We start from the raw sequence: 26,909 nt of genomic DNA, 5'->3' as shown, positions 1-26,909 counted from the left end.
TCTCCTTGTTTCTCTCTCGTTGTCATCAGCTTCTTACAGGGTTGTTACTTGCATTACTATACAGGGTTCGCCGCCGACTTGCACATTTGCGCATGCTCCAACTCTCTAGTAAGGGAGTTTGACGATATGGCTCTGATCAATCGTGAAATTCGGGGGTCCGTTCTCCAGAACGGTGTCATTGTAATCAAACGGCGCCGGCCCGCCGAGGGAATGAATGCTCTGATCGTAACGAGCGGTTTGGGTAAAGGCATTCTGATTAGTAGACAGCAAATGGAGGTCTGCTAAGTGCTTGGCCATTTCGGCGGCGCGTTTCTTCGCCATCTGGAGCAGCAGCGCCTTCGCTTGATCGATATCGATTTGCGTGTTGTCCGTATATACTTTCTCGATATAGAGCACGTTCTCCCCTTGATCGTTCACGAGCAGCTTGAACAGGGCTCGGCCGACGATGCGGTTGTCCACGTCGCGTTGCTTTTTCTTCGGATCGACCTTCTTGATGACTAACGCCCGGTTCTTCCCGTCGATTAGGTAACTGAGAAGACATTGGTTCTGACTGCCGTTGTACACATTCTGACAGGTCGTAATATCGGTGCCGAGCAGTAGCATATCCGACGGCGCATCCGTATCCTGCACGTGCCAAGTCGTTCCATCCGACTCTACCGTCATCGAATCGCCGAGACTCCACTCCTCGAGAATTTCCGGCAGTTGCAGCACTTGGGCCAAGTGTCCCCATAAAGCTTGTTGAACCTCATCATCATCTTCCTGGCCTAATTCTCCATAACGGAATTGACGGTATATTGTATTATCCTCATCCTCCATTAAGGTTAAGACGAACGCTCGGAATCCGTTCTTGGCCTGCACACGTTGATCCGGATCTTCGATTTGATCCAGTGTCGCCGCGTACACGAGAAGATCCTGAACGCTTCGGAATTTATTCAGCAGCCTCGCCATGCCGGACTCGGTCATCTCGTCTTCCTCTAGTCCTAATACGGCCCCCATTTCATCGTCCAGGATGCTTTTCATCTTCGTCATGTCATCGCACGCATGCAAACTCATGCCCTTCCCGAGGTCAAGCAGCAGCTTCATCGTGCCGAAGAGTTCAATGACTTGATTTTTAGCAAGCGCTTTCGAATCTTGGAAGATTTTCTGGAGAACCTCTGCTTTGCTCTCTTTGGTCAGCTGATTCGTGTTCTTGAGCACCGCGACCGCGCTCAGCAGCCGGTTGTTAATCGGGGCGTTCTTGAGCAGCTTTCTCGTCTCTCCGTTCCCAAGGAAGTCGGTGATATTGACGTCGGTCAGATAACCCGGATAGACATCGGATAATAGAATCCGGATTGGGCGCGTGGGCACCGTCGATTCCTCGATATCGCCCGTCAGCTCTTTTTTATCCTGTTCGCTCAATATTCCATCCTGATCATAGGAGTCCTCGTCCGAGTAGGAATCATCCGTTACTTCAGTTTCCCGTTTGGGCAGCAGGTGTCCGAGCGAATCGTATAGTTCGTTGCGCAAAGTCGGATTACGGAGTTCGACGATCGTGGTCAGCGCCTTTTTGACCAACTTTATATCCTCGGGAGTCGCGCTCGTCGTATTGAGAAATCGACCCAGTTGTTTCATGGCATTGGCAATCTCTCCGGCATTGCCGCTTTTACTCATAATCGCAAGCAGCTGCCGGATCTCCTCGTTCTGGATGGCCTCGCCAACTTTCGCCCGGTCGAGCGAATCGTCTTTGAAGTACGCTTGCGGCGGCACGATCAGCGACAATTCCGGAAACTTCAGCGCCAATAGCTCAAGCCTTTGCTCCTTCTCCGGCCCTTCGCCAAGCAGCTCCTCCAGATGTCGGTCGGCAGCCTCATCGTCCAGAGCCCGGAAAGAGCTTGAACGCAAAACGACGGCATACAGGTCGGATAAACAATCAAAGTCGTGAACGATCCGTTCAAAATGCCGCAAGTACTGGAGCGCCCTAAGGTCAATCATCTCATAGATACGCTCGAATATCCCCAGTTGTTGATTCATGTCAAAGTTCGGCATGTAACCAAGCGTATCTTGGAGTACCTGATGATCCAACGAGAACCTCGACGTAAAAACAAGCTGCTCGAACAACGCCTTCGGATCCTGTTCTTCTTGCCGTGCTTCCTCCTCGACGAGCGCGTCGTACACATTCGCCTTCACATAGGCATACAAGCTTTCGCGATTGTTCAAGTATTGGGCGAAGTTGCCGGTCAGAAACCCGTCGACGCGATCTCTGCTCATCTTCTGCCGTTTCGCCCGCGTGAGGACATCGCCTGCCGCATTCTCCCAATTCGTAAAGAGATTCAGCATCTGCCGCAGCTGTTCCTCTGGGGGCGGATCGGCTTTTTCGAGGACATAAATGTCCTCTGCCTTGAGCCGCTGAATGGGCTTGTCCTTATTGCTTGCGGCAGTTGGCTGCGCTAGCATTCGCTGCACGGCTTGATTGCCTGCCGTTCGCTGCATGGTCAGCAGTTGGGCCGGCGTGAGCGCGGCTGTTCGCGGCGCGATGCCCAGCGGGCTGCCGGCAGCGGAGCCGATCATGGGAGAAGGCTGAGGTTTCAGCGCGTCGCTTAGGGTTGGCTGAGACTGCGCCTTTGAGGAAGGAGACATCATGGACATCCGTTTCACCGCCTTTAATCGTTAACGCCACCAATACTTCCCATATTGTACAAGAAACCTTAGCCATCGTAAATTTGATTCTAGGCCGCACAGATGAAAGCGCGCATAAAAAAAATCCGCATGTTTCGCGGATTTTCATGTCGATCGAGAGGTAATTGCGTTACGCGCGCTGGTCTGTTTTGGGGTGTATGCTCGTAAGCGCGAAAACATCCTTATCTAGGCCCATCTTCTCGGCCTTCTTCTTCTTGATCACCATCGCCTGCTGCAAGCTGGTAGCACGAAATTCGATCGCGGTGCCGGATGGATCCTCGAATGCATAGTAGAGCTTTTTGTCCGCCATATACGTTATGCCTCCGTTCTTAGACTCGAATGATCGGACCGGCCCTGTTATTGCCAGTCGTTAACCCAAAATATTATGTCCATGCCTTACGTTTGTAATCATGAAGGAAAGATTCGCAAGCGTCGAAGGTCGCGAATCGTGCCGTGCCGGGGCGCGATCTATGGTCTAGCAATAAATTCTTCCCAACTGATGGGGCGCTTCTCATAATCCGCGCCGATGCGCAGCAGTTGATCCTCTACTTTGACTGCGCCCTCTTCGATGCCTTTATATACAGGGAGCGGCAATTGCGCTAAATAAGCTTTTGCTTGCGCAAAATCGCAAGAGAACCTTTTCCTAATAAACGCCAACGTCTTTACCTTATCGGCGCCGGGACCTGTCAGCAGCACGTTGAAGTAAGCATAGTCGTCAAGTTCCTCGTCCTCTCCGTCCTCCTCGTCGCTTCTCGGAAGCAAGACGCTTTGAAGAAACGCATTCAGATGATCGTATGCAACCGAAAAATCCCAACTCCCCGCTCCATGCCTGGCCGTATAGATGACGGTATCTCCTCTGGATAGATCCATGCAATACGGATCGCCTTCATCCGAAGCGATAACCAAATAATCGATCGGCCAATCCGCGATGGTTTCGTCCGTTACGTGATTATAATTATAGCCGGATTGGCCCGGAAGCAGATCCTTCGCTCCGTAAATAGTGAGACTCATATATTGATCGGTGCTCCAAGCAACCGATACGGGGACATAACGCTTCAAGAAGTAGAGATATTCCTCTGGAAGACGCCACTCACCGGACACGCTAAGGATGTCCTGCTCCTCTGCTTCCGATAACAGATGCATCGGATACTTCGCGTAATAAGCGGGATTTCGATCCGCCATCTCGGCTATTGCTTCCTGCATCCGAGCAAGAATAGCATCTATCGACTCAAACCTGTTCATAACCGGCATCCCCGCTTCAAATGGAATAGTTGCACGTTATGCGCTGAACGCAGGCGATCGAGTTGGGCACCTCAAAAAAATCCGCTCTCGGGAGCGGATTCGTGTGTAATCATATGCTGCCGACTTGATATCCTGGCGTTACTTCCGCCAGAACGTCGTACAGCCTGCCTTATCTTCGATATTAAACGCGATCATTCTCTCCAGCAAATCGAAGTCGACCTCGCTCCCCCACGGGATCCGCACCAGCTCCTTGGTATGATCATAGCCCGCTTGAACGATATCCGCCGAGAAACGCTGGATGCCGGCCTTCTCCGGCGCGACGGCCAGATGCGGCTTGGCGACGCTAAAGCCGATGATAAACGTGTCGTGATCGGTGAACATCGGCTGGTTCCAGGCGACTTTCGTCTGCAAAATCGGGAATTGCCGATGCACCCAGTTCAACACTTCTTCCGTGCGCGCCCGATGAATCGGGTGATCGATTTTCGAGATAAAATCCGCAAAATCTTCCATGGCAAGTCGTCCTCCTTTCAACAAGGCTGCCGGTTCGGCCGACAGCCTAGTCCGCGCGCGGGTTACGTCAAGTACTTGCCCGTGATCGACTGCTCCGCATGAATAATCTGGGCGGGGACCCCTTCGAATACGACTTGGCCGCCTTTGCTGCCGCCGTCCGGTCCCATATCGATGATCCAATCCGCCTGGCTGATGACCTCCAGATTGTGCTCGATGACGATGACCGTATTGCCGGCATCGACGAGACGATTCATGATCTCGAGCAGATGGCCGATATCGGACATGTGCAGGCCGGTCGTGGGCTCGTCCATCACGTAGATGCTGCCCTTCTTGTGCAGCTCGCTCGCCAGCTTGATTCGCTGGCATTCGCCGCCCGACAACGTGCTGAGCGGTTGTCCGAGCGTTACATAATTCAAGCCGACGTCGCTCATCGCCTGGAGCTTGCGCACGACCTCTTTGAGCTCGAAGAATTCCAGCGCCTGCTCCACCGTCATCTCCAGCACGTCGGCGATCGACTTGCCGCCGAGCTTGTACGCGAGCACTTCTTCCTTGAACCGTCGGCCTCCGCATACTTCGCACGGCAGCTTCACGCTGTCAAGGAAGGCAAGGTCCGTGTACACGACGCCCAATCCTTGGCAGTTCTCGCAGGCGCCTTTGGAATTGAAGCTGAATAAGCCTTGGTTCACCTTGTTCGCGGACGCGAACGCCTTGCGCACGTCGTCCATAATGCCCGTATAGGTCGCGGGGTTCGAGCGCGTGGAGACGCCTACCGCCGATTGGTCGATGACGATCGCATCCGGATGGCTGCCGAGAAACACTTCGTTTATCAGCGTGCTCTTGCCCGAGCCGGCGACGCCCGTCACGACGGTCAGCACGCCTGTAGGGACATCGACGCTCACGTTCCGCAGATTGTGCAGATTCGCCTCTTGGATGGACAGCTTGCCGGAAGGCTGGCGGCAATCGTCCTTCAGCCGGAGCGGACGTTTCATATGGGTGCCGGTCAACGTATCCGACTCCAGCAGACCCGGGTAGCTTCCTTCATAGACGATGGTTCCGCCGCGGCTGCCCGCGTGCGGCCCGACGTCGACGATATGGTCCGCCACCTTGATCACGTCGGGATCGTGCTCGACGACGATGACGGTATTGCCTTTGTCGCGCAGCTTCTGCAGCAGCTCGTTCAACCGGTGCACGTCGCGGGGGTGCAAGCCGACGCTCGGTTCATCGAATATGTACGTCACGTCCACCAGACTGCCGCTTAGATGCTTCACCATCTTGACGCGCTGCGATTCGCCGCCGGACAGCGTGTCCGTCTCGCGGTCGAGCGTCAAGTAGTCGAGTCCGATGTCGACCAGATGCTGCAACCGCTCCGTCAGCGACTTGACGATCGGCGCGGCTACGGGGTCGTCGATCTCCCGTACGACGCGGATGAGCTGGCCGACCTCCATCGAGGAGAGCTCCGCGATGTTGCGTCCGTTGATCTTGCAGCTAAGCGTAGCCTGACTAAGTCTCGCGCCGCGGCAGCTCGAGCACGGACCTTCCGTAATATAAGGCGCGACCGCCTTCTGCGTGCGCTCGGACTTCGTCTTGACGTCCTGCTTGATGTATTTGTTGGTGAATTTCTCGAGGGCGCCTTCCACCGTAATATTCATGGCCTTGCCGGCGAAATCCATTTGCACTTTCCTCGCCTTGCCGTACAGCAGCTTGTCCAGTTCCTCTTCCGAATAATCGCTCAGCTTCTTGTCGAGATCGTATTCGCCCGATTGCACGACCATGTTGAACTCCCAGCCGCCGACCGAATAGTCCGGCAGCATGATCGCGCCTTCGTTCAGCGATTTAGACATGTCCACCGCCTTGCTCATGTCGACCCCAAGCTTCCGACCGATCCCGTTGCACTCGGGACACATGCCCTGCGGATCGTTGAACGAGAACATGTTCACGCCTCCGACGTTGGGCTGTCCGACCCGGGAGTAGAGCAAGCGGAGAATCGGCGCGATATCGGTAATCGTGCCCATGGTGGAATGCGAGCCGCCGCCCAGCCGCTTCTGATCGACGATGACCGCCATGCTCAGATTCTCGATCGCGTCCGTATCCGGCTGCGGGACGCGCGGCAGGAACGTGCGCACGAACATGCTGAAATTCTCGTTGAGCAGCCGCGTGGATTCCGCGGCGATCGTATCGAATACGATCGAGGATTTGCCGGAGCCGGATACGCCGGTGAAAATCGTGATTTTCCGCTTCGGAATCCGCAAGGATACGTTCTTGAGATTGTTCTCCCGCGCCCCCGCAATGACGATGTATTCCTGGTTCGATTCGTTCATGTCAAACCTCCATCCGAATATGTAGGTTGAATTATCTGATTAGATGCCTTTCGGTGCGGATTAGATCATAAGACGCCGGTCGGTATCGTGTCAACTTCATTTTCATTCCCCGCAGGACGCGATCCAATCGTTGATCGTGTCAACTTTTGCTACTATGCCCATTCGGCTCCTTGACTACGTATCGCGTCATAAGATCGATCGCATACGGCGAATGGCGCCGCAAGCCGGTAAGCTTGCAACGCCATTCCATATTTCAGCATGATGAACCGTTATTTCGCCCCTGCTTCAAGCAAGAGCCGCTCGATTTCATGAAACCCTTTATCCCTTGCGTGCTGTAGAGGCGAAACCCGATCATGGTCGGGGATATTCACGTCGGCGCCGTGCTCAATAAGCAATTTGACCGTCTGCTGCTGCTTCAAGCCGCCGTCGTTCAAAATAATCGCTTCCATTAACGCCGTCCACCCCAAGTTGTTCACATGGTTGACATCGACGTTCGTGTTCGCGAGCAATTCTTGAACGACGTCGATATAGCCATGTTCGGAAGCCGGAATTAACGCGGTTCCGCCGAATCGGTTCGTAATCGCCGGATCGGCGCCCGCCGCAATAGTGAGCTTCACAATCTCGAGATACCCCTCCGCGCCGGCATACAAGAACGGCGAATTGCGAATCTCATCCTGGATGTTGATGTCCGCGCCGGCGTCAATGAGCGCGCGTACCGTTGCCGGATCGTTGTTGTAGGTCGCGATCATCGCCGGGGTTCTTCCCTTGCCGTCCTGCGCATTCACGTCGGCGCCTTCTTGCGCCAATTTCATGACGGCTTCCGCATCTTGACGGCCCGCGGCTTGGAGCAGTAACTCGTTCATGTTCTTGCCCTCCGTTTCGTTACCATCGATCGTTCTCGCGCTTGCGCAACCTTGAAGGATGAACAGACACCCTATGCATACGATCAGCCATTGTCGCATCGTCCTCATTCTCCTCTAGTTACTGGCTAAATATAGGATAGCGGAGAAGGCTAAACGATTCGCGATGAATCGATAAACGAAATCGAAACGGAATATAAACATTTCCGAAAGCGTTCATCTCTTCGGCTTATGCGATTGCGCCGCACGCTTCCGCGTTATGGATCTGCAGCTAGACTGTAACACCTTTCCCGGTCTGATTAAAGTGAATTGTTCGATTCCTTATCTTGATACCAATACAGCGCATAGTCGTTCATGGCCGAAGCATGGCCGAGCTGGCGAAGCATCGTGGAGAGATTGCCTCGGTGGTAAGTACCGTGATTGACCACATGCAGCACGATTTCCGACAATCGCGTGCGACGAGAACCTGCGTACGGATTATCGAGATCAATCGTCAGCTCGAGATCGGAATGGCTTTGCAGCAGCGCTGCAAATGGTACGGATAATTGATCGAAGGCTAGAATGTAATCCTCCACGGCATCCAGAATACGCCCGTTCAGCGGCATGCAGGCTTGCACCGCTTCCGGCATGCTCGTGCCGGATACAACCTGGTACCATGTCGTATCTACCGCAAGCATATGGCTCAGGCCGTGGGCAATGGTCGGGAACGAGGTGTTAACGTCTTGACTCAACACGGCGGGCGGAAGGGCTTGGATTCGCTCCAGTATCGTTTGGTTGGCCCAGTTGTGATAGTTGTACATCTCGATCGCATAGTTAGTCATCGTGTTACGTCTCCTTTGAACTTAGCGTAGTGGTGTTCGTGAATCTATAAACAGTATAAATAAAGAAATATGACAACAGTCCGTCATACTTCTTCATAAAGTTCGGCGCGCGATGGAGCGAAAGAAAACCGTTGATCGATATGCGAACATGCACTATGATAGTCCCGAGAATCGTTACCGCTTCCAAAATGAGAGAGGAGCATGCAAAGATGGAACAAACCACGCTTGGCAGAACCGGTCTTCGCGTGACGCAGCTCGGCTACGGCGCGATGGAAATCCGCGGTCCCCGCGTATGGAACGGCCGGCCGGTGCCGGATGAGGATTCGGCGCGCATCTTGAACACGGTGCTGGACGCCGGCATCAATTTCATCGACACCTCCTACGACTACGGAAGAAGCGAAGAGCTGATCGGGAAGTATATCAGCCACCGTCGTCATGAATTTATTCTCGCGACCAAATGCGGATGCACGCTCGTCGACCATGGCGACCACGACGAGACGCCTCATGTGTGGACGCGCGATAACGTGCTGCACAATATCGAGACGAGCCTGCGCCGGATGAATACCGACTACGTCGATCTGCTTCAGCTTCACGGTCCGACCGTCCGACAAGCTGAAGAAGGCGGACTGATCGACGCATTGAAGGAGATTCAGGCGTCGGGCAAGGCGCGTTGGATCGGCATCTCTTCCTACGAGCCGAATTTGTCCGGCTTCATCGACTGGGAAGCCTTCGACACGTTCCAAATCCCCTACTCCGCGTTGGAACGGGAGCATGAACCGTGGATCGCCAAGGCCAGCGAACGCGGAGCGGGCGTCATCATTCGCGGCGGCGTCGGACAAGGCGAGCCCGGCCATGGACGGGGAGCGGCCGACCGCTGGGCGGTCTGGGAACGCGCCAACCTGGACGAACTGATGGACGAAGGCGAGACCCGGACCGGCTTTATGCTGCGCTACACGCTGACGAATCCGCACATGGACACGACGATCGTCGGCACGATCAATCCGACGCATCTGGCGGATAATCTAAGATTCGCCGCGAAAGGCAAGCTGCCGGCGGATGTCTATGCAGAGATTCAGAAGCGGCTTGATGCCGCCGTAGCAACTACTTAACCTATACGTACGCGTTGAGACCATACAGAAGAAGCAGCGCCCGCTCCCCTGACGAGAGCGAGCGCTGCTTTTTTATATTTGCGGGTTATTCATTGCTGGCCTGCCGCTTCATCCATTAGAGAGCAGCTTGGCCGTCGTGTGCACGGCGTTCCTCTGGATGGCGGCATGCTCTAACGAGGCAATCCCGCCGTCCACCGCTTGAATCTGCGACCAGAACGCTTCCAGCGTCGGTCCGGGGAGCGAAGCCGCCAATCCCGCGCTGAAGTCCGCGGTCGCCGAATCCCATCGGCCGCTCGCCAGCTGCAGGACAAACCGCGCGCCCCTCGCTTCATAAGACTGCATAGCCGGTACTAAGCCTTCCCGCTCCGTCCAGGACGATTGAATGCCGAGCGCTTCGTTGAATGCCGTTATAGGGACGATTAGGCGTCCTTGGCTGTCAATGCCAATCGCTTGATCCAGTTCGAGAAGATGGGATAATGTTCACCGGGAGGAAAAAGAAGTCATTTATTCTTAGCCTGAATCAGAACCCAACTCGCTGCATAACGCCATCAGGGTAAGCCCTTGCGCGAAATAGGAGAACGTATACGGGATCGCATGATAATCCCGACTATCCGCCATGACGCAAGTACCGCCGGAACCATGGTTGACGAGGCCGTCCTCGTCAATGCTCGCGGCCAGCCGATTGATCGCTTTGACGGCATAAGAACGATCGCTCGGGTCAACCCAACCGCCCTGGACGCCTTTGTTCATCGCATAGGCAAAAGCCGCCGTAGCGGACATCTCCGGATACGTCTGCCAATCATCCATCACCGTGTGCCAAGCGCCCGACTCGTGCTGCGCGCGTTTGACCCCTTCAAGATGGCCGACGATGTTCTGCCTCAACGTCTCGTAGTTAGCCAAATTCGACACGAGCGGCAGAACGTCGGCCCCGGCCGCCGCGAACCAACCGTTCCCCCTCCCCCACAAGACGCCCTTGCGCGCGCGTTCCTTGCCGTAATAACCATGATGGATCAGTCCGCTGCGGTCATCGGCCAAATAACGATAATGAAGAATGAATTGACGGGCTGCTTCCTTCACGTACGCTTGACGCTGACGCAAGACGCCCCAACGCGCGAGGAAGATCCCGCCCATGAATAGCGTATCGGCCCAGATTTCCTGCGGGTACGCGTTCTCGGTGCAGGAATGCTCGAAGGCGCCTTCGTCCGCGCGCGGCGCCTCTGCGAGGCACCAATCGGCGAATTCGTCGCAGATTGCGGCATAGCGCGTCTCGCCGGTCAGCTCCCATAGCTTGATAACGGCTAACAACGGGGCGGTCGTATTGATGCTCTTGCCTATGACGCCGGCATCCAGATGGGCGTCTACCCACCTTCGAATGAAAGCAATCACGCCGTCATCTTGCAGCGCCTCATAGGTCTGGACCAGTCCGTAAAGCGCTACGCCCTGCCCCCATTGCCATTCGCGCAATCGGCTTGTCGTCCAGTTCTGTTCGAGGTTGCGTTCGTCCGCATTCATCGTATACGCCGCTACCTTTCGCAACAGTTCTACCGTCTTCGCGTTCATCGGGCGATCTCACTCCTTGGTCGTCAGTTCCGAACAGCGTATCGTGAATCGACGGTTCAACGGAGTCATATAGTTGCAGATAAGATGCTGCGCGTTCGGGGACAGATGGTCGTTGCGCAGCGTGATGAAGTCGTGCTCGCAAGCTCCCGCAACGATCTCCATGCAATCCCGAGCTTGTCGGATTCGAGCCGCGTTCCCATTAAGCAGGTGAGCATTAGGCATGACGGCTGTCATATCCCCCGACAACTCCGCCATCCGGTCGCTTGCCACGATGAGCTGCGCGAACAAATGGGGCACGGCGTCGACGCGCAAATCCACGTGCACCTCGCGAGCGCCCCATTCAACCCCGATCACGACGGGCAGCGCCGTGATGTGCGTCTTCTCGCGCTGTTCATTCGGCATGTCGAAGAACGCGCCGCCCGCCGATGCCGCAAGGCTATGATCCAGCGGTCCACGATAAGAACCTTCGAGTTGCAGACTTAATTCGTAACGGGATTCGTCGATTCGCTTCAGGTCGGAGAACGGGACGCCCGCGATGCCGAACCAGCCGAGCGACAGCTTGATGCCCACGATGCGGGCGCTTCCGTATTGCACGTAGAGAAAGTTCTCTTGTCCGCTCATCAACGTCACGCTTAATTTCCCGTTCCGATGCCGCACGATCGGCGCGCCGGAATGGACGGCTTGGCGTATAGGAGGAATTGTTCCCGATACCCGGGCGCGCGCGCCTTCATTGAGCAGAACGGTGTATCGATCCGGCAGATCCTTCAGAGAAGACGCACTTCTCCCGCGCTTCATCTCGTCGGGGAAGACAAGTTCGTATAGCACGGATTTCCCTTTGCCGTCCCTATTGGCCGCGGCCAGATTCGCAAGCGCGCCGAACTGCGGGTTGCCATCCTTGGCGGCCATCAACCGGCAGATGACTTCGTAATCCTCGTTCAGCATCATAATCTCTCCGAGGTCCTGACGACTGGAATATTCCGTGACGACCGCGCCTCCCGGATGCAGCATATAACGCATCATGGACAGGTTTTGCCGTATCGACGCATAAGCCTCTTCATATTGAAACACTCTGCCCGCGTGGTAGAGGAATAGATTGCAGATCGGGTTATAGATGGCGTTGCTTCGTTCGGTCCACTCGCCGGCAGCGTTCATATCGAAGCCTTCTCCGATGTAGTCGAACGCCCGCTTCTTCAACGCCTCGTCGCCGAAGATCTCATACAAGAGCGCGAGCGCTCCGCATAGGACCCAGCGGTGATTCGGCGTATGGATGCCGCCGGTTAACAGACAAGGCAGCGTATGTTCCATAAACTGCCGCATTCCTTGAATAACGCCTTCTAGTTCAGGTATGCGCGACTTCACGGCAGCCTGGTAGCAGAGCGCGACGGAATGAACGGCGAAAGCCGTATCCGGCGGCGAGTCGATGTTGCACGCGATGAGCGAGATGCAGCCGCTCGGAAGCTGTATACGACGCAAATAATCGATCTGCTCCTGAATGCGGCGGAGCAGTTCCGCATCGCGGCGGAAGCTGGAATTCGGATGGGCAACCAACGGGATCGAGACGTGAATGAAATTAGCGATATCGAACATGACGGCGGGATTGAAACTTCCGAACCCATAACTCGCCTCATCGGTGTATCTGACTTTCTCCAGCCGCGCCCATTCCGCCTCCAGCGCCGCGATTGCCGGGTCTGTATTTTCCATGAAGAATCAATCCCCCCTTCTAGCCTTGGCGTTATTCGAAATTCGCTTTGTTCTTCTCGTACCATTCCATCGCCTTCTTGTTCACTTCCTCGCCGCCAAGCCGATTCCATTCCTTGAGCAGCTCCGCCGCTCCCCATTCCGGGGTATGCTTCGAGCCGCCAATGACGACGGAGGCGATGATTTCGTCCCGCTTCTTCATGAATTGCGCTTCCATGTCGATCAATTCCTTGAAGTCCGGACGATACGGCAAATCCTTGCGGTATTTCGTCCCTTCCGCCACTTTCATCGCGTCCCCTTTGATCTGCGCGAATTCTCGGGCGATCGGATCGTCTCCCGCCGCCGCCGCGATCGATTCCGCGGTCAGCTTATCCTGATGCAGCAGCCGATACTCGGCGGCATAGGCAACTTCCTTGTTGTATTTCTCCGTATCCATGATGACGGGAATGCCGTCCACGTTCGTGGAATGAACGCCTTCTTCGCCGCTCGTGATATCGTCCCAGCCATCCGCCAGCATCCAGTCCAGGAACTTAAAGGCCGCTTCCGGATTTTTCATGTTTTGATTGAATACCGTGAGCAGGTAGTTCGGCACTTCCTCTTGGTAACCGTTCGTGCCGTATTTCGTGGCGACCGGCGGGATCGGCACGACTTTGGCGTCCGGATTGTTCTTCTTAAAGTCGGGAAACGACGTCATCGTAACGTATTCGAAATAAATGCCGGCTTTGCCCGTTACCCAAAGCTGCTGCTGGCGGGCGAAGTTTTTGTCCGTCAAGTATTCCTTGTCGACGAGTCCTTCGTCATATACCTGCTTCTGGAAAGCTAGCACGTCCTTGTACCGATCGAGCAAGTTGCCGTACACGAGCTTGCCGTCCTCCATGAACCATTCCCAGCCGCGGGCGAAGAACAAGTCCTCGATGATCGGCGTATAGGCGAGGGAACCCGCGATCGGCACGGTGTCTGGTTTGCCGTTGCCGTCCGGATCCTGATCCCGGAACGCCCGCGCGACGTCGATCAGCTCCTCGATCGTCGTCGGCACCTTTAACTTCAGCTTGTCGAGCCAATCCTGGCGAACCCAAACGGTCGTCAGCGCCCTCGTGTTGCGCAAGCTGGCAACCGCGTAGATTTGGCCGTTGAACGTGACATACGGCTTCAGTTCCGGATGCGCCTCCAAATACTGCTTATATACCGTGCTGTATTGATCCAAATAGTCGTCGATCGGCTGCACCGCGCCTTGATCGACGAAACGGGCGAGCAAGTTTCGGTCATAGGAAGAGATGAGGTCAGGCGCTTGCCCCGAAGCGACCAACACGTTGAATTTGTCGGCCTCTTGGTTTCTCGTAATCGGTACCCATTCGACATCGACGCCGGATTGTTCGTCCATCCACTTGGTCCAGCGGTTGTGCTCATAGCTGCCCTCGTCCGCGGCGACCTTGCCGCGGTCATAGATCGAAGCGCTTATTTTCATCGGCTCGGATTCCTTGATCGAACCCTTCTCGCCGCCTGCGTTCGTATTCGCGCCTTTTGGCCCGCTTCCGGCTGCCGGGTTCGCATCCTTCCCGCCCGAATTCGATGCATTGCCGCCGTTACCGCTGCAGGCGGCGAGCGCAAGCAGCGTGCAGAGCATGACCGACCAGACCTTCACGACGTTCCCCAAGCCTCTTTTTTTGTTCATGACCGTCCTCCTTCGACTTATCCTTTCACCGAACCGATCAGCATGCCTTTGACGAAATGCCGCTGAACGAACGGGTAGACGCACAAGATCGGTAACATGGCAATGATGATGGCCGCCGCCTTCAACGCTTCCGGCTGCACGACGCCCGTGTCGGAACTATCCACCGCGAGAAGCGTCTCCGCCGGGGATTGGATCATCTGATACAACATAATGACGAGCGGCATCTTATCGGAACTCGTGAGGAAGAATAGGGCCGACGAATACGTGTTCCATAGTCCTACCGCGTAAAAAAGAGATAACGCGGCGATAATCGCCTTCGAAACGGGTAAGCAGACGCGGAGCAACACCGTGATGTCGCCGGCCCCGTCCATCGACGCCGATTCTTCCAGCTCGATCGGCAATTCCTCGAAGAACGTCTTCATGACGAATAGATTGTAGGTACTAATGAGACCGGGCAGCCAGATCGCCCAATACGTATCTAATGTGTGAAGCGCTTTCAGGACGAGGAACAACGGGATGAGTCCCCCGCCGAACAACATGGTGAACAAGATCAGAGCTAGCATGATGCCTCTTCCTTGCAGCCTTCTCTTCGAGAGCGGATAGGCGGCAAGCGTGGTGGCCGTTATTTGCAGGACGACGCCGACTCCCGTGATGATTGCCGTGTTCTTCATGGCCCGAAAAAGTTGACCATCCCGCAGGAGATTCGCGTAAGCATCCCAGTTGAACTCCACCGGGAAGATCGTGACCTCGCCCGATACAATCGCGCGGCTGCTGCTCAAGGAGGAGGCGAGCACGTTGAGGAACGGGAACAGCGTCGTAAAGGCGATGAGCGCCAGCAACAGATAGAGCATCGCGCGTCCGAACCGGATTACCATAGTCCGCGCTCCCCCATCGCTTTAATGACGCGATTGACGATCAGCACCAAGATCAATCCGACCACCCCTTGGAACAAGCCAAGCGCGGTCGTATAACTGTATTGGGCGCCTTGCAAGCCGATCCGATATACATAAGTGCTGATGACCTCCGACACCTCGAGAACGGCATTATTCTGCAAATTATAGATATGTTCGAAGCCGATATCCATCATCTGGCCGATCCGCAAAATGAGCAAGATGGCGATCGTGCTCCGGATGCCGGGAAGCGTCACATGCCACATTCGGCGCGCCGTCCCCGCCCCATCGATCTTGGCGGCCTCGTACAGCTGCGGGTCAATGCCGGCCATCGCCGCCAGATATAGAATCGTCCCCCAGCCCGCGCTTTGCCAAATACCGGACAACGTGAACATGACGGGCCACCACTCCGCGCTAGCCATGAAGTAAATCGGCTCGATGCCGAACCAGCGTTCCAGCATGAAGTTGATGACCCCGGTGCTTGGCGACAGGATGGCGACCACGATCCCGCCCAGTACGACCCAAGAAATAAAATGCGGCAAGTACAGCAAGTTTTGGACCGTCTTCTTGAACCACCCCGATCGGACCTCATTAAGAAGCAGCGCCAACGCGATCGGGGCGGGGAAAGCGAATACGAGGCTGTACAGATTGAGCAACAGCGTATTGCGGAGAATGAGATAGAAGTCTTCATTCGCAAAAAGCAGACGAAAGTGCTTGAAACCGACCCACGGACTGTCCCAAATGCCTTTCATAATCTGAAAATCCTTGAAGGCGATCATTTCCCCGTACAACGGAAGGTACTTCATGGTGGCATAGAACCCAATGGCCGGCAGCAGCATGAGGTATAAGTAACGGTCTCGCGCGAATGCCTTCATCCGCTTTCGTCTTCGGAAGGTACTGGCCGCGTTATTCGATTCCGTCGGGCCGTTGGTTGGCTTCACTCGAACCTCCCCTCCTTTTCTTCGCGTACGTTTCGCGTTGCACCCTAACCATAGCGAAGACGGGGATTCTTTCTCAAGTTTCTCTTTTTGGCGTCTATGACCGATTTTATTCGCAGCCTCATAGGACTCTCGCCGGACAGCATGCGGTAGTACGCAAACCCGGGCATCGCCTTAATTGCAATATGATATTTTTTGCGGAATGAATGCTCATGAGCGTTCGAAGCGCTGCCTTTGAACGAGCCAAACAGGCTCTCCTTGCCGAAACCTATCGGCTGGACAACCTGTTCGCCTATCAAGAAGTCGTCAGTCTCCGTCCTCGACCGGAGACGTCCCCCGCATCTCCGAAGGGGTCATGCCGAAGAATTTTTTGAAAATCCGCAAAAAGCTGGACAAATTCGCGTAGCCGACGCGCAGCGCGATGTCCTGTACGTTGAGGGAAGTCTGGCGCAGCAGCGTCTTGGCCGCGTTCATACGGACGTCGATCAGATAATGAAGGAAGTTGATCGAGGTTTGCTCCTTGAACAGCCGGCTCAAATGGCTCGGGGAGACGGAAAAGATCGACGCCAACTGGTTTTGCGACAGTTCTTGGGAACCGTAATTTTCCTCGATGTAGGCGATGACCTTCCCGATGAGCTCGTTTTTGTCTTTGTTGCTTTTTTTGCGAGCCAGTCGTTCGATGATGTCTTCCATGCTTTCCCGAAGCATGCGGCGAATATCCTGCATCGTCTCGAACGTATCGAAATCGCGAAGCATGAAATCTTGAAACCTGTCGTCGTCCGGATCCGTTCCGGCGCTCAAGTACGCTTGCGAAGCTTTGATCAGCACCTGCTGGCAAATGTGCCGGATCGTGTCCTCGTTCATATTGAGTTTGATCATGGCGTCGAACAATTGATCCAGCAGCCGATTCGTCGCCGTAGGATCGGTCGCGCGCACCGCTTCGGTCAGCTTGTCGATCTTCCCGTACATTTTCATGATTTGCGCGCCGGAGTAGTCTTGAATGTCTTCCCACGTCATGACCGTATTGGTGCCCGCCACCCACTTGTACTTAAGCAATTCCGTCGCTTCCCGGTAAGAGATGCGGATCGAGCCGAAATCCGGATAATGCTTGCCGATGGCGATCGTGACCGTCTTCTTGAAATGTTCTTCGATATTTTTGCGAATGGATTCCGCAAGCGTTAACGCGGTCAGCGGATTCGCGAAGGGGTCTGAATCGGGAAAGCTGAGAATGACGGCCGACTGGGCGGCGCTGACCTGCACGGCGGCTCCTCTGCAGCTGCCGGGATCGGCGTTGACGAGCTCTTCGGCTACGTTGCACAGACCGAACGCGTACAAATTCCAGTCATCCGGATGGCGCACTTGTTTCCGATGATCGAATTCGATGAACAACACCGTGTAATTCGCTTCGTAAAGTTTCACGCCTGCCCGATCCAAATACGGCAGCGCCTGCGAGTACGAGGTTTTGCTGCCCGTCAGCACGTCAAGCAGCGTGCGCAGCTTCATGGCAGGGACCGATTCCCGGAGCCTCTGCTCCACGGCGGAATAGTTGGTGACGAACGCCTCGAATTTGGACTCCAGTTGGTTCATGTTCGTCCCCGTATGGTTGAACTGCGAGCCGCTTACCCGTGAATCGACCTTGCGGATAAAGGCTTCCAAGGGACGATAAGAAAATCGATTCGCCCACATTAGCGCGATCGCCGCCAAGATGGACATGACGCCCGCGATCAGCAGCATAATATTGCGGATAATCGCGAACGTTTCGCCGATGCGGCTCTCCGGCACGATGTACAACCATTTCCACCCCGTGTAATCCATGGCGGAATAAAACACCCAGCTCCGATCTCCCTGGAACTTTCCTTTACCAAATCCGGATGACGTTGCTTGCATCTGCGAGATAAGCGCTGCGAGCTCGTCTTCCGGATAAGCGATCGCCGCTTCTTGATTCCCTGCCAGCACCTTCCCCCGCTCATCCACGATATAAGCCACCCCGTCTGCCCGCTTTAAATCCGATAAGATGTCTTGGATGACCGAAGCTCTCAGGTTGACGGCGACCAGCCCTACGCGATCCTCCGCCTTCGTCGTCAGCGGGAACGAACGGATCAGCGTCAGAACCTCTTTGGTGATCCCCGGCTGCTCCGTAACCGGCCTTAAGTTCGTCCACGCGTAATAATCGTCTTGGGGCCCCAGCAAGGGGAACCAATCCACATCGTAGAAATCTTGGGCGTCCGTATAAATCGTATCGGTCAAAATTTTGTTGTCGCGCATGGCATACAGATAGACGGATTGCAGGTTCGCGTACGAATTTACCGTATTCGCGAGCTGGCCCTGCAATTGCAGCGTTTGCGCCCGGTTGTCGTGTCCTTCATAAAAAAAACGGCGAGCATCCGCCGAACCGAGCAAGGCGATCACCGTCTTGTCAATTTCCATGAGCGCTAATTCGAGTCTTCGATTCAACTGATTCAGAAGCTCGGTATTGGAGACTTCCGCCATGCTCTGCAGTTGACGGGCCGAACTATAATAGGCGATCGAGCTGGTGACGACAATGATGGCAAGGCATAGAAGGCCAAACACCGTTACGAACCGATTCGGAAACCGAAGAGCCACCTTCACCACGACGTGCTCGCCTCCTTATTTCACGCGATCGTTCATGCAAGTCCATGCCGCTTCGCTCGTCTTCTTCCTAGCAAGGCGTTGTCCCGCATTATCAGCATACGTCACGCTTACCGCAGCTAGGACTCGATGTTGAGGCAACCCCGCAATCGAGAAGAAACCTGCCCGCGCTCGCCATGATACGATGTAGCCATCAACTTATCTGAGTGGAGGTCATGTGTATGATGGCGGATAAAAGGATGTCGAAAGGCCGGCGATGGACTTCGTACTTGCTTAGCGGGATTGTGATCATATTTATGTTGTTCGACGGCATTGCGAAGTTGTTCAAACCGGAATCGGTCGTGGAGAGCACGGTCAGTCTCGGTTTCGAGGAGCATCATCTTTTGGTCATCGCCATACTGGGTCTCGTCGCGACGCTGCTCTACGCATTCCCCCGCACGGCTATACTCGGCGCGATCCTGCTCACGGGCTACTATGGCGGCGTCATCGCTACGCATGTCCGCCTCGACAATCCGTTGTTCTCCCATACGCTGTTCTCGGTGTATCTGTCCTTATTCGTCTGGGGCGGACTTTGGTTAAGAGACGCGCGGATCAAGCGATTGTTCGCCGCCAAATAAAGATCAAGGGGGTGTCCCAAAAGTCATCATAAAGATGACGTTGGGACCCCCTGTTTCAATTGCATGTTTTTTAGTTACCGCATCCACTGCGCGGTCGCATGTTCTTCCGAACGCTGTTGTTCCCGGATTCCTTGAATGTAGTAGGCTAGGGTAGGAATCCGCTCACAAAGGCGAACGCTGACGCTTCTCCAGAATCATGCGCCCTCTCCGTTCGTGGTAACTCTACTCCAAATTTCAAAAACAAAAAGAAGCCTGTCCTTGTTAAAATGTAAGTGCGACCAAACACTAACAAAGGAGAGGCTTCTTTTGTACAAAGAATATATCATGGACCAACTGTCCTTGCCAATGGACTTGCAAGAAGATATCCCTCAAAACCATCTCGTTCGCATCGTTAACGAAGCCGTCGACCGTTTAAACATGAACCTCTTCACCAAAGCCTATCCCGGCGCGGTCGGGACAGCTACCAATGGAGGTCGGGTGGCTTTCGCTCGCCCATAATTTGTTGAAGAAAGCCGCAGTGGACCGAAAATGGCAAATGGCGTCACAGGGATAAACCCAGTAACGCCATTTTTCGTGCAATTGGAGGCCATTCGAAGGTAAAGACATTTTTATCAACCCTCTTCTGAGACGCCCTCTTCTATACTTTCGATAATATTATGGTTTCGCGATCTGCCACTGCAGGTTGGTCGACGTACTCGAGGTCGCCATCTTCAGGTCGGCTCCATTCGTACTACTGCCGCCGCTTTCGAGATAAAGACCGGACGCCGCGTTCTTCATTCGATAATTGCTGCCGTACGCCTCCAATACCCATCGCTGATTGCTGCTGGCGCTGCTGCTCCATTGGCCGCAAATCGATCCGCTAGCCGTACGGCCCATCCCGTCGAGATACAAACCCGTGGCCGAATTTTTGATTTTATAATAGCTGCCGTAGAACTCCATGACCCAGATTTGGTTGCTGCTGGTGCTGGCGCTCCATTGCCCCGCGTTCGATCCGTTCGTCCCGCGGCCCATGCCGTCAACGTACAGACTGGACGCCGCGTTCTTCAGCTTGTTCGCGTTCATGGCGCTCATAATCGCGTCGATAATTCCTTGCTGCGTCACGGCGTTGGTCGACCGGTTGAACAAGCCGAATCCATATTGCCCGTTGTAGCCGTTGTCCCAGATGATCGGCACGGAGCCGTATTTGCGGGCCGTCGCGCTGACCGCTTTGGCGAATGTCGCGCGGTACGCGTTGTTCGCGGAATCCTGCGACGTCTTGTCGACGGAACCGAACTCGCCGACGACGACCGGATAGCCTTGCGTCACGAATTTATCGTACGTGGATTTCAGCTGGGCTTCGAGGTAGTCCTCCTGTCCCCAGGTCGATTTCTTGGCCGGGTTGGTCGCCCCCGCGCCCCATTGCGTGATGATGCCGGATTCCTCGCCCGCGAAGTCCCATGGCGAATAGTAATGAACGGAAATCATGATCCGCTTCTCGGACCCCGGTATCGAGGACGAGCGGTAATTATCCGTCGGGAGGGCGAAGCCGTAATTGCCCACGGTATAATCGATGTTCGTATTCCAGCCGGGAATAAGCAGCCATCTGGCCGCATTGTTCCCGCCTGTCTGTCTAACGGTATCGACGAAGATTTGATTATAGGCATTCAAGTTGGCGTAGTAAGCGGTGTTCGGCGTGCCGTACGTGCCGTCGAATTCTTCGTTCATCGATTCGAATACGAGGCGCTCGTCATAATTGACGAACGTCGTCGCGATTTGCTGCCATACCTTCCGGTACTTGGCTTTGATCGTCGCCTGATCGCTCCCGTTCACGAGCAGCCAAGAGCCGGCGACGGAATTGTAACCGTCCCCATGCATGTTGATTACGACATACATGCCTTCGTTGTAGGCGTAGTCGACGACGGTCTTCACCCGGTTCAGCCACGTCGCGTTAATCGTATAGTTCGGCGCGCCTCCGATATGATTCAAATAGGAGACCGGGATGCGGATCGTCTTGAAGCCCGCCGCTTTGACCTTCTGAATAAGCGCTTGCGTGATTGTGGGATTGCCCCACGCGGTTTCGCTCGGCGTGCCGCTTGCGCTGGCTTCGAGCTGATTGCCCAAATTCCAGCCCGCGCCCATCTCGAACACCACTTGCGAAGCGTTGAGCGAGGCGAAATCGGCCGTTACGGCAGGTGCCGCCGACGCGGCCGGACTCCAGCCGGATATGGACGCAGCAAGCAGCATGACGGCGGCGAGCAAATAGATCCCGTACGATTTAAAAATAGGTTTCAAGCTTGTTGTCGTGGTTAACATCATGTCATAACCTCCGTTCAGAATAGGTTGATGCCAAGTCGAACTTTCGGCAACGACGCTGCTGCTCCTCCTCCTTTCCCGCGGATGGTTTAACTATTTAGGCGTTGTCTAAGGCGCAACAAGATTATAGCGGGATTCATCCGTGAAGATAACCCCACTAATTTACACAAAATTCATATAACAATTTGAAAGGGCTTACATATCGAATAACTCGCGTAATTCGTAATGGAAAAGTCCGCAATGAGGCAAACTGTAAAAAAATCGTACAGGGAGCGGAACACCATGAGATGGATGGCAGCAATGGCGATTGTTCTCGGCTTCACCTTCGTTATGTCCGCATGCGGCGGTCGGAACGATGCGGATAATCTAAGGAATCAGCTTCGCACGCAAGGCGTCACCGACGAAAGGATCACGGATCCGCAGGTCATCAACGACGATGTCGATCTGAAGCGCGGTGATCAAGGGATAGGCCGATCGACAAACGGCGCGGGAACCTTCACGGCGCAATCCGCTATGACGCAAGTTTTCCCGAACCCGTCCATCAGCCCGATTAACGGCAGCTTGGCGGAGAACGCCATTCGAACGGCGTCGCAGTTCATGGGCACGCCTTATCAATTCGGCTCGGACCGGGACGATCCGGCCTCCTTCGACTGCTCGGACTTCACTCGCTGGGCGTTCTTGTCCGGGTTAGGCATGGATCTTCCGCTCGATTCGCGCAGTCAAGCTCGTTACGTGCAGACCTACTCCAATCGGGTGTTCTACAATTTGAACAACGCGCGCCGCGGCGACCTGCTGTTCTTCACATCGTTCCGTGGAGGCGACCCGAATCAGTACGAGGGCGTATCGAAATCCGTAGAGGCCGTATCTCATTGCGGCATCTATCTGGGGGACGGCAAAATGATTCATACCGCCTCGCCTCGCACGGGCGGCGTTCGCATCGACAATGTATTCGGCAATCACCTGCAGTGGCGGTTCTACATGGGCGGCTCCGTATTGGACCAGAAATAAGCGGCGCGAATGAAACAAAAGCGGCACCTAAGCAGGCTTCGGCGTTAGCCTGCTTGGGTACCGCTAAATTTTGCTTGGTCCTCGCTGTTAGACGGTCAAGTCATTCTCGAATTTGAACGCGATGGCATCCTTCAACATGTGAATGAGAAGCGCGGCAAAGGCTGCGATTACGCCGAAAATAAACGTACCCGCGCCCCCCAGCGTAATAAACGGAGTAATGTCCTCGTCGTGGGTGAACAGCATGATGGACAGGACGGCAGCCACGATGACGGCGCAGATCAGCATCGTTGAATACTGAATGAACTTCAGCGCGCGAACCGCCTTCTCCGAGAAGACATGCTTTCGTTCGACGTAGCGCAGCAAGTTATAAGCCTGAACGAGCGAGATGAAGAACGGAACGGCTAGCGCATAACATCCCGCCAAGAACGGAACTTGCATATACGCCGTATCCGGATGCGCAGCCGCATCTCTGCTGGCTACTATGGGCAAGACGACGAGGCATACCGCAAGCGCAGCCATGCCGATCGCGATAAGAACGCCTTTCAGGAATAAGATCGAGCTCCGACTCAAAGTTGAAACACCCCCGCTCATGATTTCTGATTTGAATTTACCACAATATTTATTGTAAAACAATATATTTAGATTGCAAAAGGATGCGCAATTGTTGTTTCTCCTTTCTGTTGTTGTTTGATCATAATTATGATCATCGAGTAATTTCGACAAAAAAAGTGAAACAACTGCGCCTTTCCGGCCGTAAGCAAGGATTATGGAGGTGGCAAGTACATGCTTGTAAGCAAAAGTTCCAAACGAAACGAAGCCCTATTGGCTATACTGGAGCATAAACACAAGACCATTACGTCGAACATTGCCAATGTCGATACGCCGAACTACAAAGCGCAGAAGGTCGTCTTCGAAGACGAGTTGGCGAAACTGATTAACGGCGAGAATACCGGCCAGGTGCAGCTTAACCGCACGCGCGAGAATCATCTTCCTCTAAGCGCCGGTACGTCGGTTATCCCGTACAATACGGTACAAGATCACGCGACGGCCATGAACAACAATCGCAACAATGTCGACATCGACGCGGAAATGGTCAATCTGGCCAGCAATCAGCTCGCTTACAATTTCATGATCGACAAAGTAAGCGGCCATTATAATAAATACAAAAAATTGCTGACCGAACTAAAGTAGTTCCGCTTCACCACCTACCAAACGCAAAAGGCAGCCCATCGCGGGGCTGCCTTTTCGTATGGCTTCAAACACATTGCGTCGCCGTTACCGCCGAAAGCTGCGAGCAGCCAGTCGTCGCCTTCGGACGTCCGCGCCGATTACTCGACTTTGAATTTCGAAGCGGACTCGGCCAGTTCTTTCGTCAGGGCGTCGATGGTCTCCACCATGAGCGCCAGCTGTTGAACGGTCGTCGATTGCTCGGTCATCGTCGCGCTCACTTCTTCGACGGATGCGGACACCTCTTCGCCCGAAGCCGAGAGACTTTGAGCAGACTGCAGCACTTCTTCCTTGTCGCTCTCCATGCGGGTCACCTCGTCCGCCATCGTCTTGATTTGGGATGTGATGTCCGTGACCTTGTCCAGAATCGTCTGGAAGGCGATCCGCGTCTGATTGACGTACGCGTCTTGCTTGGCGGCGATATCTTGAATTTCGATTACGCTTTGATTGTTCTCCTGGACGTAGACGAGATTCTGTTGGATGATTTCGTTGATTTGGCTCGACTGCTTCGAGCTTTGTTCCGCCAGCTTGCGAATTTCCGAGGCGACGACGGCGAATCCCCGTCCGTGCTCGCCCGCCCGCGCCGCCTCGATGGAAGCGTTCAAGGCAAGCAAATTCGTCTGCCCCGCGATTTGGCTGATCGCGCCGGTAATCTGGCTAATATTGTTCGAGCTCGCTTGAAGCTTGGCCGTAATTTCGGAGATCTTCTGGACTTCTTGCTCGTTCTTCGCATTGTTGTCCGTCAGATCGTCCACGACTTTGTTGCTATCGTGGAACACGGTCACGATCTCTTCCGCCATGCCGCGGACGGATTGCACGTTGTCGTTCATCGACGCGAATTTATCGCCGAAGCCGTTGAATTTCTCGACGATATGCTCCGTCTCGTGCGATTGCGATTCCATGGCCTTCGCGATTTCCATCGACGTCACGGACGTTTCGTTGGCCGACTGCGCCGTTTTCTTCGAGGAGACTTCCAGCTCGCTCGTGCTGGCGCCCAGGATCGCGATGGAATGGTTCATATTCGTAATCAGCTCTTTGTTCTGCGCCACCATCGTATTGAAACTGTCCGCCAAATCTTTGAACTCGCTGTCATAGCTGCCTTGCGCCATCACGGTCAGGTCGCCGGAAGCCAGCTGCTTGAACAGCCCGGTCAAACGCAGGATCGGCGAGGTGATGTAACGCGACATGACGATGCCGAACGCTACGGCGACGAGCACGGCGATAATCGTGACGATGAGGACTTTGACGAGCATGTCATGGATCGGTCGATTAATATCCGCGTAGGAATCCACGACGGATATGGTGAAATCCGCGTTCGGGATCCGATTAATATGGTAGAATTCGCCATTAATATCGATTTCCGTATCTTTGATTTCGCCTACGGCCCGATCAGCGAGGAATTCTTTAAGTCCCGGCTGATCCCCGATGTAGACGCCGACCAACTCCGGGTTGACGGATTGGTACAGGTACGTGCCGTCGCGGCTGAGAATTTCGACTCTTCCTTCGCCATTGATGTGGATGTTGTCGAACTTCTCCGTGAAGAACTCGCCGTTCACCGTCGACGTAAATATGCCGAGCACATTGCCGTTAACGTCTTTGATCGGATTGGCGAACACGATCAGTACCTTGTTATCCTCGGACTTGATCGCATCCGAGATGGCCGTTTTGCCGGACATCGCCTCTTTGAAGTATGCGAAGTCGCCGAACTTCTGGCCTAATAACGGCGACGCCGTCGTAGCGATCACGGTACCTGTGACATCGATAATGGAGAAGGAATCGTTACCGCGCGTGCCCTGCAGGCTGTGCTTCAAGGATTCGCTTACTTCGGCATACACGCTATTGGAAGACGAGGTAAACTCGGCATCGCTCATGGTTCCGGCATTCCGCAACTCCAACAGCTTGCGGTAGGAATTGTGATCGGAGGCCAGGAACGTCGATTGCTCTTGCAGCTGGATTGCCGTCCACAGCCCTTCCGCCATTCGATCCGCGACCCCTGAGATTTCATCCTTGCTCTTTCTCGTCAAGAGATCCGATGCGAAGAAATAGGTGATCGTGGACGTGGCGACAAGCACGATGATCACGAGCGCGCTAATTAGCGCCGGTAGTTTGACTTTGAGCGATATGTTTCTAATTCGATTGATTACTCCACGTTTCTCCATCTCTCTTATCCTCTCGAGTTGTTTTGCTCCACGGTTTATCCTGAAGCATCACTTTTATATATCGGCAGGCATGTCGATTTGTTTAGCAATACGAGAATATTTATGTTTCACGCCAAAGAAGCCCGCCTTGGATGTGCATCCGAAAACGGGCTTCTTGCATGGAGTTTCGCTATGGGCGACCCTCTGCGCCGGAATGATAGGCGGGCGGCACGAGCAGCCATCCTTTCTCGATCATCAGCTGGCGGAACGTAAGCGCGAACGAGGCCTTCTTCATCTGGAACCTGGCGAACATCGCCGCTACGTCAGGCCGGACCGCCTCGGTTAACCCGCGGCACGCATAATTTATGCCGAGGACGATATTGAAGCTGAGCAGATTCGCGATCTCCTCGTCGGATAGTTTGGCGTTCTCCGGTACGTTGCGATAATCGCCAATCGATTTGTCCGGGGTCGATTGCGGCAATGGAACGCTTTCGCTTCTCAGGAAGTCCTTCAATTCCGCGCGAATCGGGTTATGGACGTTATGAATGACGTCTTCGATTTTGTCCTTCAGATCGGCATCCTGCACGGTATTCAGGGACACCTGTTCGCCGCGCAGCGTCTGCTCGGTGGCCGTCAGATAGAACCATAGATTCATGACCTCCCCGACGTGCAGGGGCGGCTTCTTGCCGTCGCCGAACGGATGGATCGCATCTTTGAGTATTTCCAGCAAGTTCATTGAGCTGC

22 protein-coding genes and 1 pseudogene are annotated in these 26,909 nt (G+C 54.6%); 5 read left to right on the top strand and 18 right to left on the bottom strand.

Translation table 11 applies throughout. From position 1 onward, the window contains the following. Nucleotides 1–105 precede the first annotated feature (105 nt). The 7 genes from BCM02_RS01985 to BCM02_RS01955 form a co-directional block, all read right to left on the bottom strand. Complete coding sequence (locus BCM02_RS01985) at nucleotides 106–2,625, bottom strand: hypothetical protein (protein ID WP_148927369.1); 2,520 nt, start codon at nucleotides 2,623–2,625, stop codon at nucleotides 106–108. Between the two features lie 160 nt (nucleotides 2,626–2,785). Beyond that, nucleotides 2,786–2,965, bottom strand: a complete 180-nt coding sequence (locus BCM02_RS01980; protein WP_148927368.1) for a hypothetical protein — start codon at nucleotides 2,963–2,965, stop codon at nucleotides 2,786–2,788. Between the two features lie 158 nt (nucleotides 2,966–3,123). After that, the gene (locus tag BCM02_RS01975) at nucleotides 3,124–3,837 is read right to left on the bottom strand and encodes an SMI1/KNR4 family protein (protein WP_246183149.1); all 714 of its coding nucleotides are present in this window, start codon (nucleotides 3,835–3,837) and stop codon (nucleotides 3,124–3,126) included. Between the two features lie 198 nt (nucleotides 3,838–4,035). Further along, nucleotides 4,036–4,407: an iron chaperone gene (locus BCM02_RS01970; protein WP_148927366.1), complete on the bottom strand. Its 372-nt coding sequence runs from the start codon at nucleotides 4,405–4,407 to the stop codon at nucleotides 4,036–4,038. A gap of 62 nt (nucleotides 4,408–4,469) precedes the next feature. Further along, complete coding sequence (locus BCM02_RS01965; protein WP_148927365.1) at nucleotides 4,470–6,725, bottom strand: ATP-binding cassette domain-containing protein; 2,256 nt, start codon at nucleotides 6,723–6,725, stop codon at nucleotides 4,470–4,472. Nucleotides 6,726–6,994: 269 nt separating this feature from the next. Further along, on the bottom strand, nucleotides 6,995–7,687 hold the full coding sequence (locus BCM02_RS01960) for an ankyrin repeat domain-containing protein (RefSeq protein WP_148927364.1): 693 nt from the start codon (nucleotides 7,685–7,687) through the stop codon (nucleotides 6,995–6,997). A gap of 197 nt (nucleotides 7,688–7,884) precedes the next feature. Next, a complete protein-coding gene (locus BCM02_RS01955) occupies nucleotides 7,885–8,406 on the bottom strand; it encodes a DinB family protein (RefSeq protein ID WP_148927363.1) in 522 nt (173 codons plus the stop codon). 209 nt (nucleotides 8,407–8,615) lie between these two features. On the opposite strand from BCM02_RS01955, the gene BCM02_RS01950 reads away from it, so the two are divergent. Then, nucleotides 8,616–9,515 (top strand): aldo/keto reductase, encoded by a 900-nt coding sequence (locus BCM02_RS01950; RefSeq protein WP_148927362.1) that lies wholly within the window; start codon nucleotides 8,616–8,618, stop codon nucleotides 9,513–9,515. Between the two features lie 108 nt (nucleotides 9,516–9,623). Here the strand turns inward: BCM02_RS01950 and BCM02_RS01945 are convergent, their stop codons facing one another. The 7 genes from BCM02_RS01945 to BCM02_RS01915 all read right to left on the bottom strand — a co-directional run bounded on the left by BCM02_RS01945 (nucleotide 9,624) and on the right by BCM02_RS01915 (nucleotide 18,886). After that, nucleotides 9,624–9,857, bottom strand: a complete 234-nt coding sequence (locus BCM02_RS01945) for a hypothetical protein (protein WP_148927361.1) — start codon at nucleotides 9,855–9,857, stop codon at nucleotides 9,624–9,626. A gap of 168 nt (nucleotides 9,858–10,025) precedes the next feature. Further along, complete coding sequence (locus tag BCM02_RS01940; RefSeq protein ID WP_148927360.1) at nucleotides 10,026–11,075, bottom strand: glycoside hydrolase family 88/105 protein; 1,050 nt, start codon at nucleotides 11,073–11,075, stop codon at nucleotides 10,026–10,028. Between the two features lie 9 nt (nucleotides 11,076–11,084). Then, entirely contained in the window at nucleotides 11,085–12,776 is a 1,692-nt protein-coding gene (locus BCM02_RS01935) for a hypothetical protein (protein ID WP_148927359.1), read from the bottom strand. 31 nt (nucleotides 12,777–12,807) lie between these two features. Continuing rightward, nucleotides 12,808–14,445: an extracellular solute-binding protein gene (locus BCM02_RS01930; protein ID WP_148927358.1), complete on the bottom strand. Its 1,638-nt coding sequence runs from the start codon at nucleotides 14,443–14,445 to the stop codon at nucleotides 12,808–12,810. A gap of 17 nt (nucleotides 14,446–14,462) precedes the next feature. Further along, nucleotides 14,463–15,320, bottom strand: coding sequence for a carbohydrate ABC transporter permease (locus tag BCM02_RS01925; protein WP_148927357.1), 858 nt, complete (start codon nucleotides 15,318–15,320; stop codon nucleotides 14,463–14,465). Then, complete coding sequence (locus BCM02_RS01920) at nucleotides 15,314–16,276, bottom strand: ABC transporter permease (protein WP_246183148.1); 963 nt, start codon at nucleotides 16,274–16,276, stop codon at nucleotides 15,314–15,316. The genes BCM02_RS01925 and BCM02_RS01920 overlap by 7 nt, the downstream gene beginning before the upstream one ends. Before the next feature lie 303 nt (nucleotides 16,277–16,579). Further along, entirely contained in the window at nucleotides 16,580–18,886 is a 2,307-nt protein-coding gene (locus BCM02_RS01915) for a helix-turn-helix domain-containing protein (protein ID WP_148927356.1), read from the bottom strand. 218 nt (nucleotides 18,887–19,104) lie between these two features. On the opposite strand from BCM02_RS01915, the gene BCM02_RS01910 reads away from it, so the two are divergent. Both BCM02_RS01910 and BCM02_RS01905 read left to right on the top strand, forming a co-directional pair. After that, nucleotides 19,105–19,500, top strand: coding sequence for a DoxX family protein (locus tag BCM02_RS01910; protein ID WP_342791292.1), 396 nt, complete (start codon nucleotides 19,105–19,107; stop codon nucleotides 19,498–19,500). A 306-nt stretch (nucleotides 19,501–19,806) separates the two neighbouring features. After that, nucleotides 19,807–19,964: pseudogene (locus BCM02_RS01905) on the top strand (IS1182 family transposase); the annotation flags it as partial. Nucleotides 19,965–20,154: 190 nt separating this feature from the next. Here BCM02_RS01905 and BCM02_RS01900 read toward each other — a convergent pair. Then, nucleotides 20,155–21,795 (bottom strand): cellulase family glycosylhydrolase, encoded by a 1,641-nt coding sequence (locus BCM02_RS01900; protein ID WP_187433963.1) that lies wholly within the window; start codon nucleotides 21,793–21,795, stop codon nucleotides 20,155–20,157. A gap of 279 nt (nucleotides 21,796–22,074) precedes the next feature. On the opposite strand from BCM02_RS01900, the gene BCM02_RS01895 reads away from it, so the two are divergent. Then, the gene (locus tag BCM02_RS01895) at nucleotides 22,075–22,800 is read left to right on the top strand and encodes a C40 family peptidase (protein WP_187433962.1); all 726 of its coding nucleotides are present in this window, start codon (nucleotides 22,075–22,077) and stop codon (nucleotides 22,798–22,800) included. Nucleotides 22,801–22,887: 87 nt separating this feature from the next. On the opposite strand, the gene BCM02_RS01890 is transcribed toward BCM02_RS01895, so the two are convergent. Next, complete coding sequence (locus tag BCM02_RS01890) at nucleotides 22,888–23,370, bottom strand: DUF2975 domain-containing protein (RefSeq protein ID WP_187433961.1); 483 nt, start codon at nucleotides 23,368–23,370, stop codon at nucleotides 22,888–22,890. A 213-nt stretch (nucleotides 23,371–23,583) separates the two neighbouring features. Between BCM02_RS01890 and flgB the strand changes: the two genes are divergently transcribed. After that, nucleotides 23,584–23,991, top strand: coding sequence for a flagellar basal body rod protein FlgB (gene flgB, locus BCM02_RS01885; RefSeq protein WP_148927352.1), 408 nt, complete (start codon nucleotides 23,584–23,586; stop codon nucleotides 23,989–23,991). Nucleotides 23,992–24,128: 137 nt separating this feature from the next. Here the strand turns inward: flgB and BCM02_RS01880 are convergent, their stop codons facing one another. Both BCM02_RS01880 and BCM02_RS01875 read right to left on the bottom strand, forming a co-directional pair. Further along, entirely contained in the window at nucleotides 24,129–26,186 is a 2,058-nt protein-coding gene (locus BCM02_RS01880; protein ID WP_148927351.1) for a methyl-accepting chemotaxis protein, read from the bottom strand. Nucleotides 26,187–26,355: 169 nt separating this feature from the next. Next, on the bottom strand, nucleotides 26,356–26,901 hold the full coding sequence (locus tag BCM02_RS01875) for a DUF3231 family protein (protein ID WP_148927350.1): 546 nt from the start codon (nucleotides 26,899–26,901) through the stop codon (nucleotides 26,356–26,358). Nucleotides 26,902–26,909: the final 8 nt, after the last annotated feature.

The sequence above is a fragment of the Paenibacillus methanolicus genome, from assembly GCF_008124765.1.
Lineage (GTDB): Bacteria > Bacillota > Bacilli > Paenibacillales > Paenibacillaceae > Paenibacillus_Z > Paenibacillus_Z methanolicus.
Note: the sequence above shows the minus strand (reverse complement) of the source record. Positions and strands in the feature narration are given on the sequence as shown.

Excerpts from the sequence above, each read along its gene's own strand:
- BCM02_RS01900 (WP_187433963.1), bottom strand. The coding sequence starts at position 21,795 with ATGATGTTAACCACGACAACAAGCTTGAAACCTATTTTTAAATCGTAC.
- BCM02_RS01950 (WP_148927362.1), top strand. The coding sequence starts at position 8,616 with ATGGAACAAACCACGCTTGGCAGAACCGGTCTTCGCGTGACGCAGCTC.
- BCM02_RS01960 (WP_148927364.1), bottom strand. The coding sequence starts at position 7,687 with ATGCGACAATGGCTGATCGTATGCATAGGGTGTCTGTTCATCCTTCAA.
- BCM02_RS01975 (WP_246183149.1), bottom strand. The coding sequence starts at position 3,837 with ATGGCGGATCGAAATCCCGCTTATTACGCGAAGTATCCGATGCATCTG.
- BCM02_RS01985 (WP_148927369.1), bottom strand. The coding sequence starts at position 2,625 with ATGTCCATGATGTCTCCTTCCTCAAAGGCGCAGTCTCAGCCAACCCTA.
- flgB (WP_148927352.1), top strand. The coding sequence starts at position 23,584 with ATGCTTGTAAGCAAAAGTTCCAAACGAAACGAAGCCCTATTGGCTATA.
- BCM02_RS01980 (WP_148927368.1), bottom strand. The coding sequence starts at position 2,965 with ATGGCGGACAAAAAGCTCTACTATGCATTCGAGGATCCATCCGGCACC.
- BCM02_RS01930 (WP_148927358.1), bottom strand. The coding sequence starts at position 14,445 with ATGAACAAAAAAAGAGGCTTGGGGAACGTCGTGAAGGTCTGGTCGGTC.
- BCM02_RS01945 (WP_148927361.1), bottom strand. The coding sequence starts at position 9,857 with ATGCAGTCTTATGAAGCGAGGGGCGCGCGGTTTGTCCTGCAGCTGGCG.
- BCM02_RS01955 (WP_148927363.1), bottom strand. The coding sequence starts at position 8,406 with ATGACTAACTATGCGATCGAGATGTACAACTATCACAACTGGGCCAAC.
- BCM02_RS01895 (WP_187433962.1), top strand. The coding sequence starts at position 22,075 with ATGAGATGGATGGCAGCAATGGCGATTGTTCTCGGCTTCACCTTCGTT.
- BCM02_RS01880 (WP_148927351.1), bottom strand. The coding sequence starts at position 26,186 with ATGGAGAAACGTGGAGTAATCAATCGAATTAGAAACATATCGCTCAAA.
- BCM02_RS01910 (WP_342791292.1), top strand. The coding sequence starts at position 19,105 with ATGATGGCGGATAAAAGGATGTCGAAAGGCCGGCGATGGACTTCGTAC.
- BCM02_RS01935 (WP_148927359.1), bottom strand. The coding sequence starts at position 12,776 with ATGGAAAATACAGACCCGGCAATCGCGGCGCTGGAGGCGGAATGGGCG.
- BCM02_RS01875 (WP_148927350.1), bottom strand. The coding sequence starts at position 26,901 with ATGAACTTGCTGGAAATACTCAAAGATGCGATCCATCCGTTCGGCGAC.
- BCM02_RS01970 (WP_148927366.1), bottom strand. The coding sequence starts at position 4,407 with ATGGAAGATTTTGCGGATTTTATCTCGAAAATCGATCACCCGATTCAT.
- BCM02_RS01965 (WP_148927365.1), bottom strand. The coding sequence starts at position 6,725 with ATGAACGAATCGAACCAGGAATACATCGTCATTGCGGGGGCGCGGGAG.
- BCM02_RS01925 (WP_148927357.1), bottom strand. The coding sequence starts at position 15,320 with ATGGTAATCCGGTTCGGACGCGCGATGCTCTATCTGTTGCTGGCGCTC.
- BCM02_RS01940 (WP_148927360.1), bottom strand. The coding sequence starts at position 11,075 with ATGAACGCGAAGACGGTAGAACTGTTGCGAAAGGTAGCGGCGTATACG.